The sequence below is a fragment of the Hyphomonadaceae bacterium ML37 genome (genome assembly GCA_027627685.1).
Taxonomy (GTDB): Bacteria; Pseudomonadota; Alphaproteobacteria; order Caulobacterales; family Maricaulaceae; genus Oceanicaulis.
Window position 1 is genome coordinate 1,315,137 of the sequence record CP091241.1, and the last position, 13,938, is coordinate 1,329,074.

At 66.3% G+C, this 13,938-nt stretch carries 14 protein-coding genes and 2 tRNA genes; 10 read left to right on the forward strand and 6 right to left on the reverse strand.

Annotated elements, in window-relative coordinates; genetic code table 11:
• Positions 1-69 precede the first annotated feature (69 nt).
• Entirely contained in the window at positions 70-615 is a 546-nt protein-coding gene (locus tag L2D01_06475) for a hypothetical protein (GenBank protein WBQ11423.1), read from the forward strand.
• On the opposite strand, the gene lipB is transcribed toward L2D01_06475, so the two are convergent.
• Positions 590-1,261, reverse strand: coding sequence for a lipoyl(octanoyl) transferase LipB (gene lipB / locus L2D01_06480; protein ID WBQ11424.1), 672 nt, complete (start codon positions 1,259-1,261; stop codon positions 590-592). The two genes, L2D01_06475 and lipB, sit on opposite strands and share 26 nt — an antisense overlap.
• 115 nt (positions 1,262-1,376) lie before the next feature.
• On the opposite strand from lipB, the gene fliN reads away from it, so the two are divergent.
• The 7 genes from fliN to L2D01_06515 all read left to right on the forward strand — a co-directional run bounded on the left by fliN (position 1,377) and on the right by L2D01_06515 (position 7,477).
• Complete coding sequence (gene fliN, locus L2D01_06485; protein ID WBQ11425.1) at positions 1,377-1,622, forward strand: flagellar motor switch protein FliN; 246 nt, start codon at positions 1,377-1,379, stop codon at positions 1,620-1,622.
• 70 nt (positions 1,623-1,692) lie between these two features.
• Positions 1,693-1,779: transfer RNA gene (locus L2D01_06490), tRNA-Leu, on the forward strand.
• 173 nt (positions 1,780-1,952) lie between these two features.
• Positions 1,953-2,960: a hypothetical protein gene (locus L2D01_06495; GenBank protein ID WBQ11426.1), complete on the forward strand. Its 1,008-nt coding sequence runs from the start codon at positions 1,953-1,955 to the stop codon at positions 2,958-2,960.
• 60 nt (positions 2,961-3,020) lie between these two features.
• Positions 3,021-4,553 carry a glycoside hydrolase family protein gene (locus L2D01_06500; protein ID WBQ11427.1) on the forward strand — a complete coding sequence of 511 codons (1,533 nt, stop codon included), beginning with the start codon at positions 3,021-3,023 and terminating at the stop codon, positions 4,551-4,553.
• An 87-nt stretch (positions 4,554-4,640) separates the two neighbouring features.
• On the forward strand, positions 4,641-5,327 hold the full coding sequence (locus tag L2D01_06505; protein WBQ11428.1) for a hypothetical protein: 687 nt from the start codon (positions 4,641-4,643) through the stop codon (positions 5,325-5,327).
• Positions 5,328-5,380: 53 nt separating this feature from the next.
• The gene (locus L2D01_06510) at positions 5,381-6,553 is read left to right on the forward strand and encodes an isovaleryl-CoA dehydrogenase (GenBank protein ID WBQ11429.1); all 1,173 of its coding nucleotides are present in this window, start codon (positions 5,381-5,383) and stop codon (positions 6,551-6,553) included.
• A gap of 126 nt (positions 6,554-6,679) precedes the next feature.
• Positions 6,680-7,477: a fumarylacetoacetate hydrolase family protein gene (locus L2D01_06515; protein ID WBQ11430.1), complete on the forward strand. Its 798-nt coding sequence runs from the start codon at positions 6,680-6,682 to the stop codon at positions 7,475-7,477.
• Between the two features lie 151 nt (positions 7,478-7,628).
• Here L2D01_06515 and L2D01_06520 read toward each other — a convergent pair whose 3' ends face one another.
• Positions 7,629-8,282, reverse strand: a complete 654-nt coding sequence (locus L2D01_06520; protein ID WBQ11431.1) for a peptidylprolyl isomerase — start codon at positions 8,280-8,282, stop codon at positions 7,629-7,631.
• 261 nt (positions 8,283-8,543) lie between these two features.
• Between L2D01_06520 and L2D01_06525 the strand changes: the two genes are divergently transcribed.
• Both L2D01_06525 and L2D01_06530 read left to right on the forward strand, forming a co-directional pair.
• Positions 8,544-9,710, forward strand: coding sequence for a chorismate mutase (locus tag L2D01_06525; protein WBQ11432.1), 1,167 nt, complete (start codon positions 8,544-8,546; stop codon positions 9,708-9,710).
• An 11-nt stretch (positions 9,711-9,721) separates the two neighbouring features.
• A tRNA-Val gene (locus tag L2D01_06530) sits at positions 9,722-9,797 on the forward strand.
• A 636-nt stretch (positions 9,798-10,433) separates the two neighbouring features.
• Here L2D01_06530 and L2D01_06535 read toward each other — a convergent pair.
• From L2D01_06535 to L2D01_06550, 4 genes are read right to left on the reverse strand one after another with little or no spacing between them, the layout of a single operon-like run.
• Entirely contained in the window at positions 10,434-11,495 is a 1,062-nt protein-coding gene (locus L2D01_06535) for a phage portal protein (GenBank protein WBQ11433.1), read from the reverse strand.
• Positions 11,496-11,498: 3 nt separating this feature from the next.
• The gene (locus L2D01_06540) at positions 11,499-12,047 is read right to left on the reverse strand and encodes a hypothetical protein (protein WBQ11434.1); all 549 of its coding nucleotides are present in this window, start codon (positions 12,045-12,047) and stop codon (positions 11,499-11,501) included.
• Position 12,048: 1 nt separating this feature from the next.
• Entirely contained in the window at positions 12,049-12,654 is a 606-nt protein-coding gene (locus L2D01_06545) for an HK97 family phage prohead protease (GenBank protein WBQ11435.1), read from the reverse strand.
• Positions 12,654-13,922, reverse strand: a complete 1,269-nt coding sequence (locus tag L2D01_06550; GenBank protein ID WBQ11436.1) for a phage major capsid protein — start codon at positions 13,920-13,922, stop codon at positions 12,654-12,656. The genes L2D01_06545 and L2D01_06550 overlap by 1 nt, the downstream gene beginning before the upstream one ends.
• Positions 13,923-13,938 lie beyond the last annotated feature (16 nt).

Consider the following 13,938-nt stretch of genomic DNA (forward strand, 5'->3'; position numbering starts at 1 on the left):
CCCATACCCTGTGGTGTCAAACCCGCGAGCGTCGCGGGCGCGCTCCGCGCTGAACCCGGTGTCCGACCTGTGATCTCCCGCCTGCCTTTTGCCGCCGCCTTCCTGCCCAATCAGCGCGCCGACGCGGACCAGTACTGGATCGCGCTGGGTCTGATTGCGGCGGTGGATTTTGTGCGGCTGAGCCTTCTGGGCGTGGGCGGCTCCATTTTCTGGCCCCTGATCGCTTTCTTCGTGCTGGCTGCCCACATCAACCGCCTGCGCCATGCCGGGCGCCGGGTGGACATGGCGGTGGTCCCGCTGCTGGTCGCGTGGCTGGTTAAATTCGCCGCCGGGGTGCTGGCCATGACCGTGGCGGTGCTGCCGGTGTTCTTGGACATGATGCGCGAGGCCGGGGTGGACCTGGATGATCCCCAGGCGGTGAACGCGGCCGCCTATGACCCGGCTCTGCAGCAGGCCCTGTCCGAGCGTTTGTCCACTGACGGGGAACTGGCGCGCCAGATCGCCGAGGCCGGCATTTGGCCATCCACCTGGGCGTTCTGGATCGTCATTGCGCTGTTTGCGCTGTGGTATGCGCGTCTGCGACCGGCGATCAGGCGGGCGCCGCCTCGCGAGTGACCGGGCCGAACACCGCTTCGAACGCCTGTTTGAGCGCCAGGTCAGCATCCTCCATCGTGACGGGAAGTCCCAGATCGACCAGGCTTGTCACGCCATAGCGCGGATCGGTGATGCCGCACGGCGTGATGCCGGAAAAATGCGACAGGTCCGGCTCCACATTCAGCGCGATGCCGTGAAACGACACCCAGCGGCGCAGGCGGATGCCGATGGCGGCGATCTTGTCTTCGCGCTCGGGCCCGCCCGGCTGAGTGCGGCCCACCCAGACCCCGACCCGCCCGCAGCGCCGTTCGCCGGTCACGTTGAATGTCCCAAGCGTCTCGATGAGCCATTGCTCCAGATCGCGCACGAATTGGCGCGCATCCCGTCCGCGCTCGCGCAAATCCAGCATCACATAGGCCACGCGCTGGCCCGGTCCGTGATAGGTGTATTCGCCGCCGCGCCCGGTGCGGTGCACGGTGAAGCGTTCCGGATCGCGCAGATCTTTCGGGTCGGCGCTGGTCCCGGCGGTGTAGATCGGGTCATGCTCGAGCAGCCAGACCAGCTCACTGGCCTCGCCACGGGCGATCGCCTCCACCCGCGCCTCCATGGCCGAGACGGCGTCGGGGTAGGGCACGCGCGCTGCTGAAACCGCCCAGCTGATCGGCATTTTTCGCTGTCCTTGCTCAGGGCCTTAACGGCTCCGAAACCGGTGCGGAACATCGTGACTCCCACGCCGCGAGGCAAGGCCTCGCATCATTTGGGTCCAACCGGTCCGTATCACCATGAGCCAGCTGGGCGAAGTCCAGGTCGAAATCTCCGTTTTGCTGGGCAGGTCCCGCCTGCCGATCCAGCAATTCCTGCGCATGGGCCGCGGCGCGGTGATTCCGCTCGCCACGGCCGAGCACGAGGAAGTGTGGATTCTGGCGAACAACCACCCCATCGCCCGAGGTGAGATCGTCATCCAGGGCGACCGGGTCGCTGTGTCGATCACCGGTCCGGCGGACGTTCACGATTATTTCGCAGCGTAAGCGCCACGGCCCTGTACACCGGGGGACTTCACAAGCCCCTGCGGTCTTGGTACACGCGCGCTCCGGTTTTGCGGTCGTGGCGGAATTGGTAGACGCGCAGCGTTGAGGTCGCTGTGGGGTAAAACCCGTGGAAGTTCGAGTCTTCTCGACCGCACCAGAACTGGCTCTCTCAATGAGCCTTGGTAACAAGGCCCGGCTCCATCGCCGGGCCTTTTTGCATCCAGCATCTGTCAGCGCCACGCATGACCCGCGCGCTGGCCCTTGTTCCGCCGCCTTTGGCGCCAGACAATGGGGCCTCGACATAAGGGGCGGCACTGACAGGATTGATCCATGCTCCGCACACTCTGCTTCATCGCAATGGTAAGCTCGCTGGCCGGGCTCGCCCCTTCGACGGCTCTGGCTCAGGCGGACGCGCCCGAGTGGAGCGAGCGCGGGCCGGTGTCGGCCTATTCGATCAACGGACCGTGGCGTCCCGGCCCCCGGCTTGAAAGCGCGCGCGCCGGGCTGGCGGGTGTTGTCCATGATGGCGTGATATACGCGGCCGGCGGCGCCGGGCTGGTGGAGCCGCGCAATGATTTCGAGGCGCTGGAGCCGGAAGATGGCGCCTGGCGCGCCCGGGCGCCGCTGCCGCTGGGGCTGGAGCGTTTCGGCATGGCGTCGGCGGACGGGCGAATCTGGGTGGCGGGGGGATACTCCTCGGAATCCGGCGGCGAGCCTATCGCGGAAGTCTGGTCTTATGATCCTGAAAGCGATATCTGGCAGGGCGAACCGGCCATGCCGGGCGCCAAGGCCTCCTTCTCCCTGATCGAAGCGGACGGCATGCTCTATGCGGTCGGCGGCGAGGATGGCTCCACGGACATGTATGTCTTTGATCTGGCGGCGCGCGAGTGGACCACGCTGGCGGCGCCGCTGGAGACCGGCCGGCGCGGCTCGGCGGCGGTGCGCATCGGGTCTCAGATTTGGCTGGCGGGCGGGTCGCGCGATGGCGAGACCAGCGCGCGCGTCGATATCTATGATATCGAAGCGGGCGAGTGGCGGCGCGGTCCGGACCTGCCCCAGCCGCGCGCCGGGCATGCCATGACGGCGCTGGACGGCGCCATTCACATTCTGGGCGGGCGCAGCTCCGACATGCGCCAGACCCTGCGCGATCATCTGATCCTGGACGCGGGGGCATCGGGCTGGCGTGAGGGCGCAGCGCTGCCCGCCACCCGCACCGAAGCGGCGGCGGTGGCGCTGGGGGCCGAGATCTGGGTGATCGGCGGCGGCGCCGGCGCCGGCTTCTTTGCGCCTTTCACGGCAGTGGATTCGGTGGACGTGCTGGACCGTCCGGCCCGCTGACGGCCTCGAGCTTGCAATGCCTGTACGGCCTGAGCACTGCCGTTTCGGAACGGGACAGCGATGAAACCGCGTTTGAAATCCACCCGCGCTGCGCGCGACCTGATCAAGACCCATGAACCCTTTCTGGGCGAGGCGCAGCGCCGTGGGCGCCGCTGGCTGGTCGGGTACGGGCACAGCGCCGCCGCGAAAGAGGGCGTGATCCTCAGCCGCGAGAATGCCGAGCTTCTCCTCATTTATGACGTGCTGCTGGCCGAACAGGCGGTCGAGGCGGCTGTGGGCGCCGATCTGCCCGCGCCCATGCGCGATGCGCTGGTGTCTTTCGCGGCGTCCGTGGGCGCCAATGCCTTCAAGGTGTCCGACGTGGCGCGCCTGACGCGCGCTGGCAAGCACCGCGAGGCTGCGGCAGCCCTGGAGACGTGGGTGCGCGCTGAAGAGGGCGGGCGCCTAGTGGTGTCCGAGCGTCTGGTGCGCCGCCGCGCCGCAGAGAAGGCGCTGTTCCTGACGGCGCTGGACGCCCCGGCTGAAGCCGCCGCACCGGCGTCTGCGCCTGCGCCAGCGCCTCAGGACCAACCCGAACCCGCACCGCGCCTCGGCCCGCTGGTCGAGGTGGATATTGCTTTTGAAGACTGGTCTGAAGCTGCCGCCGCCATGGATGCGCCTGCATCCGCCGACGAGCCGGCGGCCGAACCGGAGCCGGTCGCCGAGGCGGACCCCGAAACAGAGGCCGTGGCTGAGATTGCCCCGGACGCTGAGGCCGAGCCTGAAGCGGAAGCTGAAGCCGCGCCTGTGCTTGAGCCGGCGCCCGAGCCGCAACTATCCCCGATGGCCGCCCGCACCGAGCAGGTCGGCGCGGTTCAAGCCGTGCTGGCGCGCATGGCCGCCTCCATGGCGGGCGATGCCGCGCGCGCGCCGGAGGCTGTCTTGGAGCCTGAGCCGGTGGTTGAGGTGGAGCCTCACAACGAACCCGCAGCGCTGAGCGAGGCTGCGCTGGATTCATCTGGTGCGCCCGCCAGTCCCAATCCGGTGCTCGGCTTCAGCTTCCTGACGCCCGCGATCGTCACGGCGCCGGTTGCGCGCAAAGCGGCCACGACTGCGCCCGAGCCGGTGCATCAACCCGCGCCTGAACCCGCCGTCGTGGAGGCGAAAGCGGCGTCGCCCGTACTGCGCGCCCATCCGGCCCCGCCGCACCCCGGCGAGGCTCCCGCCCGCGCCGCCGGTCTGTCGGGCGAGGTGGAGGGCCCGGAGCGCCCCGAAGGCGAATACGCCGACACCGCCCACGAAGACGACGCCGCCCTCGAACCGGCCCATGTGGCCGGCGCCGAAGCCATGGCGCATACGCCGGAAGCGGCGGCAAGCGAGCCGCATGGCGGCGGCGTCAAGATTTTCATCGCCAATCTGGTCCTCGGCGTGCTCATGGCCGGACTGGGCGCATCGATGCTGGCCGCCAATTTCGAGACTTACATGGCCGAAGGCATTCGCCTCAGCGACGACTGGCCTGCGCCAGCGCTGTTCGTGGGCGGCGTGTTGATGGTGGTCGCCTCTGGCCTCACCCTGGCCGGCCGTCTGAAGGAGCGCCGCGCCAGGCGCGCCTGATCACAACAGAAACGTCTCATCTCCTGTTCGTCTTGCCGCTGGACCGCGCCCGCTCAGGGCGCCAAAGTCCGTCCGGGAGGGGCGTGCATGGCGGATGAGGCTGTCACCGAAGGCCGGCGGACGCTGGGCGTGATCGACGGCGCGCTGACGCAGCTGTCGCTGGGCCTCATATTGATCCTTCCGACCTTGCTGGCGGTGCTGCTCAATCCGCGCCTCCTGACGCCCCAGCTGGATGCCATCGAGGATGACGGCCGGCGCTCATGGCGCCTGGCGCCCGGGCCGTTTCTGGTGCTGGGCCTGTTCGCCGGATTGATCGGCATATCCCTCGCGGCGCCGCAGGCGGGCGGGGCTGTCGTCGCCATGGGCGAGGGCGTGCGCACCGCCGCCGGAGAGGGCCAGTTCTGGCGAGCCGCCTCGGTCGCTCTGCCGCTGTTTCTCGCCGCCCTGGCCTTTGGCGTCTTGCTGTTCGTCTCGGCCCAGCTCTGGCGGCTGAAGCGCCGGGGGCTGACCGCGTGCGTGCGGGCCGCGCAGTATGGCCTGTTCGGTTTTCTGGCTGTGATCAGCGCGGCCGAGCCGGTCTCGGTGCTGGCCGGGCCGGGTGGGGACAACCGGGTCTATGAGGCGGTGGTGCTGGTCGCCATCGTTCTGTGGATGAGCTATTTCCATGTGCGGGCGCTGTCGGGCCCTGATGATGCGGCCTGGCGGCGCTTCGGCGCCGCGCTGAGCGCAGCCGCCGGGATCGCTGCGCTGATGGGCGCCGTGGTGTACGCCTGATCCGGGCTGCGCCGCCGCTTGACCGGGTCCCCCAGCGTGGTATCTCGCTCCGCATGACAGCCAATCAGTACCCCCCGCTCGAGTTTGACCTCGGCGACACGGCGGAGATGCTGCGCGACACCGTGCGCTCCTTCGCGTCCGACAAAATTGCGCCGCGCGCCGCCGAGATTGACGCCACGGACACCTTCCCGGCCGATCTCTGGCAGGAGATGGGCGCGCTGGGCCTTCTGGGCATCACGGTGGAAGAGGAGCTGGGCGGGTCCGGGCTCGGCTATCTTGAACACTGCATCGCCATGGAAGAGATCAGCCGGGCGTCCGCCTCGGTGGGATTGTCCTACGGCGCGCACTCAAACCTGTGTGTCAACCAGATCCGGCTCAACGGCAATGACGATCAGCGCGCGCGCTATCTGCCCAGGCTGATCAGCGGCGAGCATGTGGGCGCGCTGGCCATGAGCGAGACGGGCGCCGGGTCTGACGTGGTGTCCATGCGCCTGAAAGCTGAGAAGAAGGGCGATCATTACCTCCTCAACGGCTCAAAGATGTGGATCACCAACGGACCCAGCGCCGATGTGCTGGTGGTTTACGCCAAGACCGACCCGCAGGGCGGCTCCAAGGGCATCACCGCCTTCCTGATCGAGAAGGGGATGAAGGGCTTCTCTGTGGCCCAGAAGCTCGACAAGCTGGGCATGCGCGGGTCTGAGACCGGCGAGCTGGTGTTTGAAAACTGCGACGTGCCCGAAGAGAACGTGCTGGGCTCTATCGGCGGCGGCGTGCGCGTGTTGATGAGCGGGCTCGATTATGAGCGCGCCGTACTGGCCTCGGGTCCCATCGGGATCATGCAGGCCTGCATGGATGTGGTCATGCCCTATGTCCACGAGCGCAAACAATTCGGCCAGGCCATCGGCGAGTTCCAGCTGATCCAGGGCAAGATCGCCGACATGTACACCCGCATGACGGCCGCGCGCGCCTATGTCTACGCCGTGGCGCAAGCCTGCGACCGGGGCCGGACCACGCGCCAGGACGCGGCGGGCGCCATATTGTTCGCGGCAGAAGCCGCCACCCAGTGCGCGCTGGACGCCATCCAGATCCTGGGCGGCAATGGCTATATCAACGAATACCCGACGGGCCGCCTCTTGCGCGACGCCAAGCTCTACGAGATCGGCGCGGGCACCAGCGAAATCCGCCGCATGCTGATCGGCCGCGAGCTTTTCAACGCGACAAGGTAGCGTCTTCCAGGCGGCGTTGGACACTGGACTGAGCAGGTGCACCAAAGCGTGCTTCCTTGTGCTTTGCTCAACTTCCAGCTTTCATCACATTGACAGAACCGGCCGTTTAGACACTGTTTGGCGGACATGAATGGTCTGGGCCGCGAGGAGCAGCGTGAAATGAGCGGCCAAGGTTCTCAATCCGTGATTGGTCGTAGTATGGTCCGAATACAGTCTGCGGGCTATGAAGGATGGGCAGAGCAGATCGGGCCCGGGCAGTTCCTTGTAACTGACGGTCCACTTGAGGGAGTTAGGGCCGATAATGTGATTGTGAAGGCACCCTTTTACGGGACACATGTTTTCGGAATGGCCATCAACTTCAAATGCATGGTGGGTGATCGTGAAAACTATGAAACCCCGATCGCATTTCTGAAGTCACCTCACTCATTGGTTTTGCCCGATCAGGGCTTTCTCAGGCCAAGAGAAGCGGCGGATATCTGGGTAGAAGTGGAGCTGGCCCTGGTTGTAGGCCAGAGTTCCAGACCGGGTGACGATCTTGAGGGTGACGAAGCGATTTTCGGGTTTACAACCGCCTGTGACGTGACCCGGCGCGGTGACTATGGCCGGGACAACCATCTTGCTATCAGCAAGGCGCGGCCGGGCTTCTGTCCAATAAACCCAGTCGTCAGAAAGCATCCGCCTGAAAAAGCGTCATATATGCGCACTTGGATCAATAACAGACTGTTTCAGGATGGGCGCGTGGCGGACATGATTTTCGACTGGCGCGCTTGCTATCGTTATCTCGCCGATTCCTTCACATTGGATGAAGGCGACGTCATTCTTTGCGGCACGCCAGCTAATTCAACAAATTGCCTCGTTCAGCCGGGCGATTATGTGCGCCACGAAATCGAGGGCTTTGAGCCGCTTGCTTTCAAGGTTCACTGATCAGCCAGAACTCGCGGAGGTGAATGCACCGAGCTCGGTTTCACCATGGCGGGTGAAGCAAATTGACCTCAATGATGCCGAAACCGGACGCGTCCGCCCAGCCTTCGCATTATCGGCAATCGGGCGGGGCAATCCTTCGCTGTTAGCTCTCTCACTCCGCCCGGGTCGCGCGGATGGTCACCGGCTCGGTCAGGAACTGGTGGGCGAAGCCCTCGGGGGCGCCCTCCCGGCCGCCCGCCGGTCGGTTCATGATCGCCTCGGCGATCTCGATGCCCTCCACCACCTGGCCGAATACGGCATAGCCCGCCTCATCGCCCGGATTGCGCCCGTCCGGACCGGCGTCCAGGCCCGGCGTGTCGTTGAGCATGATGAAAAACTCGGTGGTCGCCGTGCCCACGTCATAGCGCGCCATCGATACCGCGCCGCGCACATGGGACAGGCCGGTGATGTCCGTGCCTTCATGGGCGATGCCGTCCGCCTCCGGCGGGCCTTCAAACCCCCAGCCGCCCTGGATGAGGTTCATCGGGTTCTCGATATCAGGCCGGTCATTATCGTCGCGCACCACGCGGTAGAATTCACCGTCATCGAATGTGCCAGCCTCCACATGGGCCAGGAAATTGCTCACGCTCACCGGCGCGCGGTCGGCATGAAGCATGATGCGGATATCGCCCAGCGAGGTTTCGATCACGGCATGTGGCTGCCCGGCCGGCGCCGGTTCAGCAGGCTGCTCTGCCGGTCCGTTGCAGGCGGCGAGCAAGGCGGCTGACACCGCAGCGGCGGCGATGGCGGTGAAGCGGATGGGCATGGCGGTCTCCTGTCCCCTGAACGGATGTCTTGGCGTGATCGGAGCGCGCCGGGGCGCAGGAGTCAACGTGATCGGTTTTCCCGCTTGACCGGACAAACGCCGCTGCGCCATGCTGCGCTGCATGATCACGCGCTCGGCCACCTATCTGTTTATCGGCTATACCAGCGGCCCGGAGGGGACCGGCTGAGCTCGTCTGTTTGAAGATGAAGACCAGTCCGCCCCCGCCGCCCAGCGGGGGTTTTTGTTTGTCAGGAGACGATTATGACCCCGTCCGAACCGCGCAATGAACGCGCCGTGCTGCGCGCCGCCATCGACCGGGCGGACGCCGAGCTGATCCGCCTCCTGGCCGAGCGCCGGCGTCTTGGTGAGGCGCTGGGGGCGCTGAAAGCCGGCGAGCAGACCCCGGTGCGTGATGTGGAGCGCGAGCAGGACGTGATCGCCCGCGCCGTGAAGATGGGCGAAGAGGCGGGGCTGGACGCGCGCTTCATCGAGACGCTGTTCCAGGCGATCATAGACGACTCTTTGCGCCGCCAGCGCGCCGGGCTGGACGCCCGCGCTGGCGACCGGCTGCTGACCGAGGCGCGCGTGGCGTATCTGGGCGGGCCGGGCAGCTATTCCCACTTTGGCGTCTACGCCCATTACTCCGGGCGCTATTCCGGCGTCGCGCCGGTGATCAAGCGTGATTACGCCGCGATCTTCGCCACCGTGGAGGCGGGCGAGGCCGAATACGGCTTCCTGCCCATCGAGAACACAGCCACCGGCGGCATTGTGGAAGTCTATGACCTGTTGCGTGAAACCCGCCTGAAAATCGCCGGCGAGCACCATCAGCGCATCGTTCATGCCCTGATCGGCAAGGCCAGCGATGTGGGCGTCGTGCGCACCGTCTACGGCCACCCCCAGGCGCTGCGCCAGGCCCAGCGCTGGCTCAATGCCCGCCCTGACCTGCAGAAGGTCTCGGTCTCGTCCACCACCCGCGCGCTGGAGCGGGCGCTGGACGAAGGCGCAGGCGTCGCCGCCGTGGCGAGCCCGGATGCCGCGCGCCTGTTCGGGCTGAATGTGATCGAGCCCAATATCTCCGACTTTGCCGGCAACGAGACGCGCTTTGTCTCGCTGGCGCTAGACCCGGCTCCGGCCTCGCCGCTTCTGCCATGCAAGACCTCGCTGGTGGTGGTCACCAGCGACGAGGCCGGCTCGCTGATCAGCGCGCTGGAGGGTTTCCGCACCGAGGGCGTCAACCTCACCAAGCTGGAAAGCCGGCCCGTGCCGGGCGCGCCGTGGGAACAGCTTTTCTTCCTCGATCTGGAGGGCCATGAGGACGATCCGGCCGTGGCGCGCGCCCTGGCGCATCTGGCCAAGCATGCCAAAACCGTGCGTCAGCTCGGCTGCTACGGATCAGACCGGTTGAAGCCGGCGGGCCGGGCGGAGTAGATAAAGGCCAAGGGCGGTTAGCTCAGTTGGTAGAGCATCTCGTTTACACCGAGAGGGTCGGCGGTTCGAGCCCGTCACCGCCCACCATAAAAATCAAACACATAAGCATATAAATTAATCCGGGTTCGGACAATGTGTGTCTTCCGGGTAACGCGCGGGGTAAAAGTATCGGCGCCGGTACTTTTCGGTGCGGGTTAATTGAGTGTAGGCGGTTGGTCGCTATCGACCTGCGCCTCAAAATCTGCTTCCGGGATATTGGCAACGCGCGTTGCGGTCATTTGCTGGCGCTTGGACATGCCAGCGTCACGGGCGGCGTCTGACCTAGTGTCGCCAGCGGCACTAGGTTCTAGATCAGTGCGCGCTCCGGCTTTTGGCTCTATCTGCTTCAGCAATTCGCCCGCTCGCCTGATCGCCCTAGCACGGATGCGGTCCGACATTCCCGCTTCATAAGCGGCGCTAGACCTACTGCTTGGGCCGCCGCCGTCCCGTGCGGGTTATCAATGGGCCGGCGCCGTCCCGTTGATCGCTGCGCAACGGGGTATCGCCAGAGGCATCCCGTTTCCGCGCCCCCTGCCTGAAACATGAATGCGCCCCCGGCGGGCGCGAAACCACCGGGGGCGCGTGCGGGTCATGTCAGCCCGCATTGCCGCGCGCGTCTCAATGGAGCCGGGCGCGGCGGATCAGCGGCGGGCCAGAGGAGACGAAATCCCGCCGCCGATTCGGTCAAAGCTCCCAGTTCACCAGGCGGCCTGCATTGGCGATGGCGTCCGGTGACACGTCTGCGGCCTTCGCATCGGCCAGCGCGTTTAGAATGGCGTTGAGCGCGCGGGCGCGGCCTCCCGCGTCATAGGCTTGGAGCGGCGCCATCACGTCGAGGCTCACCGGCTGGCCGGTCTTGCGCTCGATTTCCTCTGCGATCCCGCCTGCTATTGGCTGGAGGGTCCATTGCGCCAGATGACGTTGAGCCTCGCGCACAAGCGTGCCTTGCGCCGTGCTGGAAAACCATGAGGGCAGGACGCCAAACGCCGTCAGGATCGCGCTGCGCGCCGCCTCAAGCGTTTCTTTGGTCATCGCGCGCTGAAGGTCCGGGGTCACGTCCTGCGGGCGCCAGTCCTGCGCCGGGGCCGCGCCACCGGCTGCGGTGACGTGAACCGACTCACGCAAGAGCACGCGGCCACGGCGGCCACGGAAGCCGCGTCCAAGGGCCTCCAGGTCGGTGTCCGGCGCTTCGGGGAATGGGACAATCTGCGAGCCTAGCGGGGCATTCTGGTACACGTCAGACAGTGCAGACTCCAGCGTGTGCAGAAGGCCAGCGGTCAGGCTGGAGCGTTTGAGCGGGGCAGTGCCAGACCAAGGGGCGGCCACGTCCGAACCGATGCGAAAATGCAAAACCTCGCCTGCCAGGGCGGTCATGCTTACGCCGCCCCCGGCTTCTGACACGCTGACACGATAGGCGCGGGGGATGCCGTCACGGGTCGCCAAGTCCCAATCCGCCGCCGGGATAAGCCGGTCCTCACGGATCAGGAATACCGCCTCGCCGCGCAGCGCCAGAGCGCGCCCGGCCAGTGCGAGGGTCTGGCGGTCAAGGTCGAAGCCGGACACGTCAGCAAGGCTTAATCCGTGCTCCCACAGAGACACGCAGCTTTGCGCCGTGGCGGTCAGCTCGCCAACGCCGCGCGATCCGCTAATCCAGCCCTCACGGGCCGCGATCAATTCGGCGGTGAAGCCGGACGCGCTGGCGCGGGTTTCCTGTTTCGGCTCTGCGCGTTTGAAAAGTCCGAACATGGATTAAGCCTTCCTGTAAATGCGCAGGAGGTCGCCAGCCCCGGACATGTCCAGAGCGCGCGCACGCCGCCACGGGTCGAACCGCGTCGATTCCTTCACGCCGCCAAGGTCGATGGAATGGGAGTAAGCGCCAGCCGGAACCGGCTCGTTTTCCACCTCGCCCAGATACTCGGCCAAGCGGCGGTAAGCCTCCAGCATGATGTCCGGCGGGGTTTCGGTGTCGCCTGCGGTGAACGTGATGCGATAGGGTGCGCGGCTGGAGAGATACACGCCGCCGCGCGGGGCCGTGGCGAGCGTGACGGCTTCCCAGCTTTCCCCGTTCCATGCCTCCGTCAGCGTGATTTCAGCCGGGCGCAAAGGCAGTTCAAACGGGCCGGGGCCGCCCTCCAGAATCACCTCCGCCGAGCGTGAAGCCCAGCGCCACGCAATGCGCCGTTCCAGCATGTGCCAAATGAAAGCGGCGGGGTAAGCGTCCGCTGCGCTCGATAGGCCGGACGGCTTGGCCGGGTAGGTGTCCGGGCGGCCTTCCTCAAAGCTCATAATCTCGATCATGTCAGCGCCTCCAGCGGTACAGGGTGCGGCGCAAGCCCGCGTCCGGGGCCTCGCTGCATTGGCGGGTTACGCTTGCGCGCGCGGCGGCATAGGCGGGGCGGGTCACAAGGCTCATTTCGGCCAGCATGGCGCGCTTGATCATGCGCACGCGGGCGCCGTCCGGGGCCTCGCTCCAGCTTTCGGCGCTTTCCCTGTCAGGGGGAAGGCGGAAGCCGGGGGACAGGCCGGTGATCAATCCAGCCTCTGCGGCGGCGATGGCGTCTGCGGCGTAGGACGCGCGCAAGATGGCGGGGGTTATGTGCGCTTCCACCTCCAGCGCGTCGGGTGTGTCCCTGAAAGTCAGGGTGCCGGAACGCTTGGACGCCAGCGGCTTGTCAAAGCTATGGGCGGCCAGAAAATGGATCTCCGAATCCGCCGCGATAGCGTCTGCGAATGCGCCCGGTTCGATAACCTCGCGCACTTCACCGCCATTGCGTCCACGTTCGACCAGAATTGCAGGGGAGCGGTAAGGGAAGCGCCCGCTAATGCGAACGCTCCCGTCACCTTCGCGGCGAAGCTCCAGCCGGGAAGCTAGGGCCGCGCCAAGCTGGAGTTCACCGTTTGCCATTAGGCGCCCCCGGCCAGTTCGACGCCGGTCAGGACTTCAAGCTGTTGCGCCCGGCTGATCGTGACGTCTGCGGTCACCAGCCCGGTAAGGCGAAGCCCGCCGGACTGCGCATCGGTGTACGGATCGCGCACAAGGTCGATCCCGCCCCACGTCGCCAGATACATGGGCGCTTGGCCGCCTGCGGAAGTGGTCAGCAGGACGGACGTTGCGAGCGGATCGCCAGCCGGTGCGCCAAGGGCATTCGAGGACATGGCGAAGTTCGCCGCCGGGATTGCCCGCGTCACCCGGTCCCATTCGCTGACGGACGTCCCGGTGATCAGTTCACCGTCGAGGAAGTCCCACAGCTCTGGCCGGATCAGTGCGCGCACGTCAGCGGGCGAGGACGCTGCATTGCGAACCATGAAGCGGGTCACGGCGGCGCGCAGCAAAGCCCAGGACGCCAGCGCGTCTTCGGCCTCGACGTTGACGCCATAGGTCGCCGCGCCGGTGATGACGCCGAGCGGCTGGCCATTGGCGCCGGTTCCGAGGAATGCAGCTTCGTCCAGCTTGGCGCTGATCGCGCCGTTCAGGTCGCGGCGGATAGCTTGCTCCAGACCGTCGCCAGCCTGTTTCAGAGCGCGCCGGCTGACACGCATCTGAACGCCGAGGGTGTGATCCGGTTTCATCGGACGGTCCACGGTCGTGAAGGCGGTAGGGCCTGAAACGTTGGCGTTTTCGCCATCCTGCCAGCCTGCGGACACGGCGCTGGAGGTCACCGGATATTCGACGCCACCGGACGCAATGTTGATCAGGCTCGCGCCCATGCGGCTGGCCACAGACTGCGGAAACAACCTGTCGATAATCGGCGCAGTGCGCATCGGATCAGGGACGCCAGCAGCCACAGTGTTGCGCACTTCAAGGGCCTGCCACGGGACAGGCGTCCCGCGATAGCCGCCCTGCGCGCGCATCTCTTGGACAATCTCGGCGGTCTGGCCGCTCAGGGCCGCGCCTTCATCGAGATGCAGTGCGATCTGGCGCAGCTCGAAATTGGCGAGCACGTCCGACCATTCGCGCTCAGAGCGGCCTTCGATCTCCTCGCCAGCCTCGCGGCGTTCGGCGGCCTCCGCGATCAGAGCGGCGCGATAGCGCTTTTCGTTCACGCGGTATTCCGTATCCAGCGAATCGAGTTCGCGGGTTTCGGTGTCGTTGGGGGTTTCGTTCGCGGCCAGTGCGGCCAGGCGCTCGCGCACCTCGCTTTGACGCCGCTGGATTTTCACTGATTCAAGCATGGGGAGGTTTCCTTAT

Bases quoted from the DNA above. Each gene is read 5' to 3' on its own strand.
- L2D01_06510 (WBQ11429.1), top strand. From the start codon at position 5,381: ATGACAGCCAATCAGTACCCCCCGCTCGAGTTTGACCTCGGCGACACG.
- L2D01_06500 (WBQ11427.1), top strand. From the start codon at position 3,021: ATGAAACCGCGTTTGAAATCCACCCGCGCTGCGCGCGACCTGATCAAG.
- L2D01_06520 (WBQ11431.1), bottom strand. From the start codon at position 8,282: ATGCCCATCCGCTTCACCGCCATCGCCGCCGCTGCGGTGTCAGCCGCC.
- L2D01_06550 (WBQ11436.1), bottom strand. From the start codon at position 13,922: ATGCTTGAATCAGTGAAAATCCAGCGGCGTCAAAGCGAGGTGCGCGAG.
- L2D01_06525 (WBQ11432.1), top strand. From the start codon at position 8,544: ATGACCCCGTCCGAACCGCGCAATGAACGCGCCGTGCTGCGCGCCGCC.
- L2D01_06545 (WBQ11435.1), bottom strand. From the start codon at position 12,654: ATGGCAAACGGTGAACTCCAGCTTGGCGCGGCCCTAGCTTCCCGGCTG.
- L2D01_06495 (WBQ11426.1), top strand. From the start codon at position 1,953: ATGCTCCGCACACTCTGCTTCATCGCAATGGTAAGCTCGCTGGCCGGG.
- lipB (WBQ11424.1), bottom strand. From the start codon at position 1,261: ATGCCGATCAGCTGGGCGGTTTCAGCAGCGCGCGTGCCCTACCCCGAC.
- L2D01_06515 (WBQ11430.1), top strand. From the start codon at position 6,680: ATGAATGGTCTGGGCCGCGAGGAGCAGCGTGAAATGAGCGGCCAAGGT.
- L2D01_06535 (WBQ11433.1), bottom strand. From the start codon at position 11,495: ATGTTCGGACTTTTCAAACGCGCAGAGCCGAAACAGGAAACCCGCGCC.
- L2D01_06505 (WBQ11428.1), top strand. From the start codon at position 4,641: ATGGCGGATGAGGCTGTCACCGAAGGCCGGCGGACGCTGGGCGTGATC.
- L2D01_06540 (WBQ11434.1), bottom strand. From the start codon at position 12,047: ATGATCGAGATTATGAGCTTTGAGGAAGGCCGCCCGGACACCTACCCG.
- fliN (WBQ11425.1), top strand. From the start codon at position 1,377: ATGAGCCAGCTGGGCGAAGTCCAGGTCGAAATCTCCGTTTTGCTGGGC.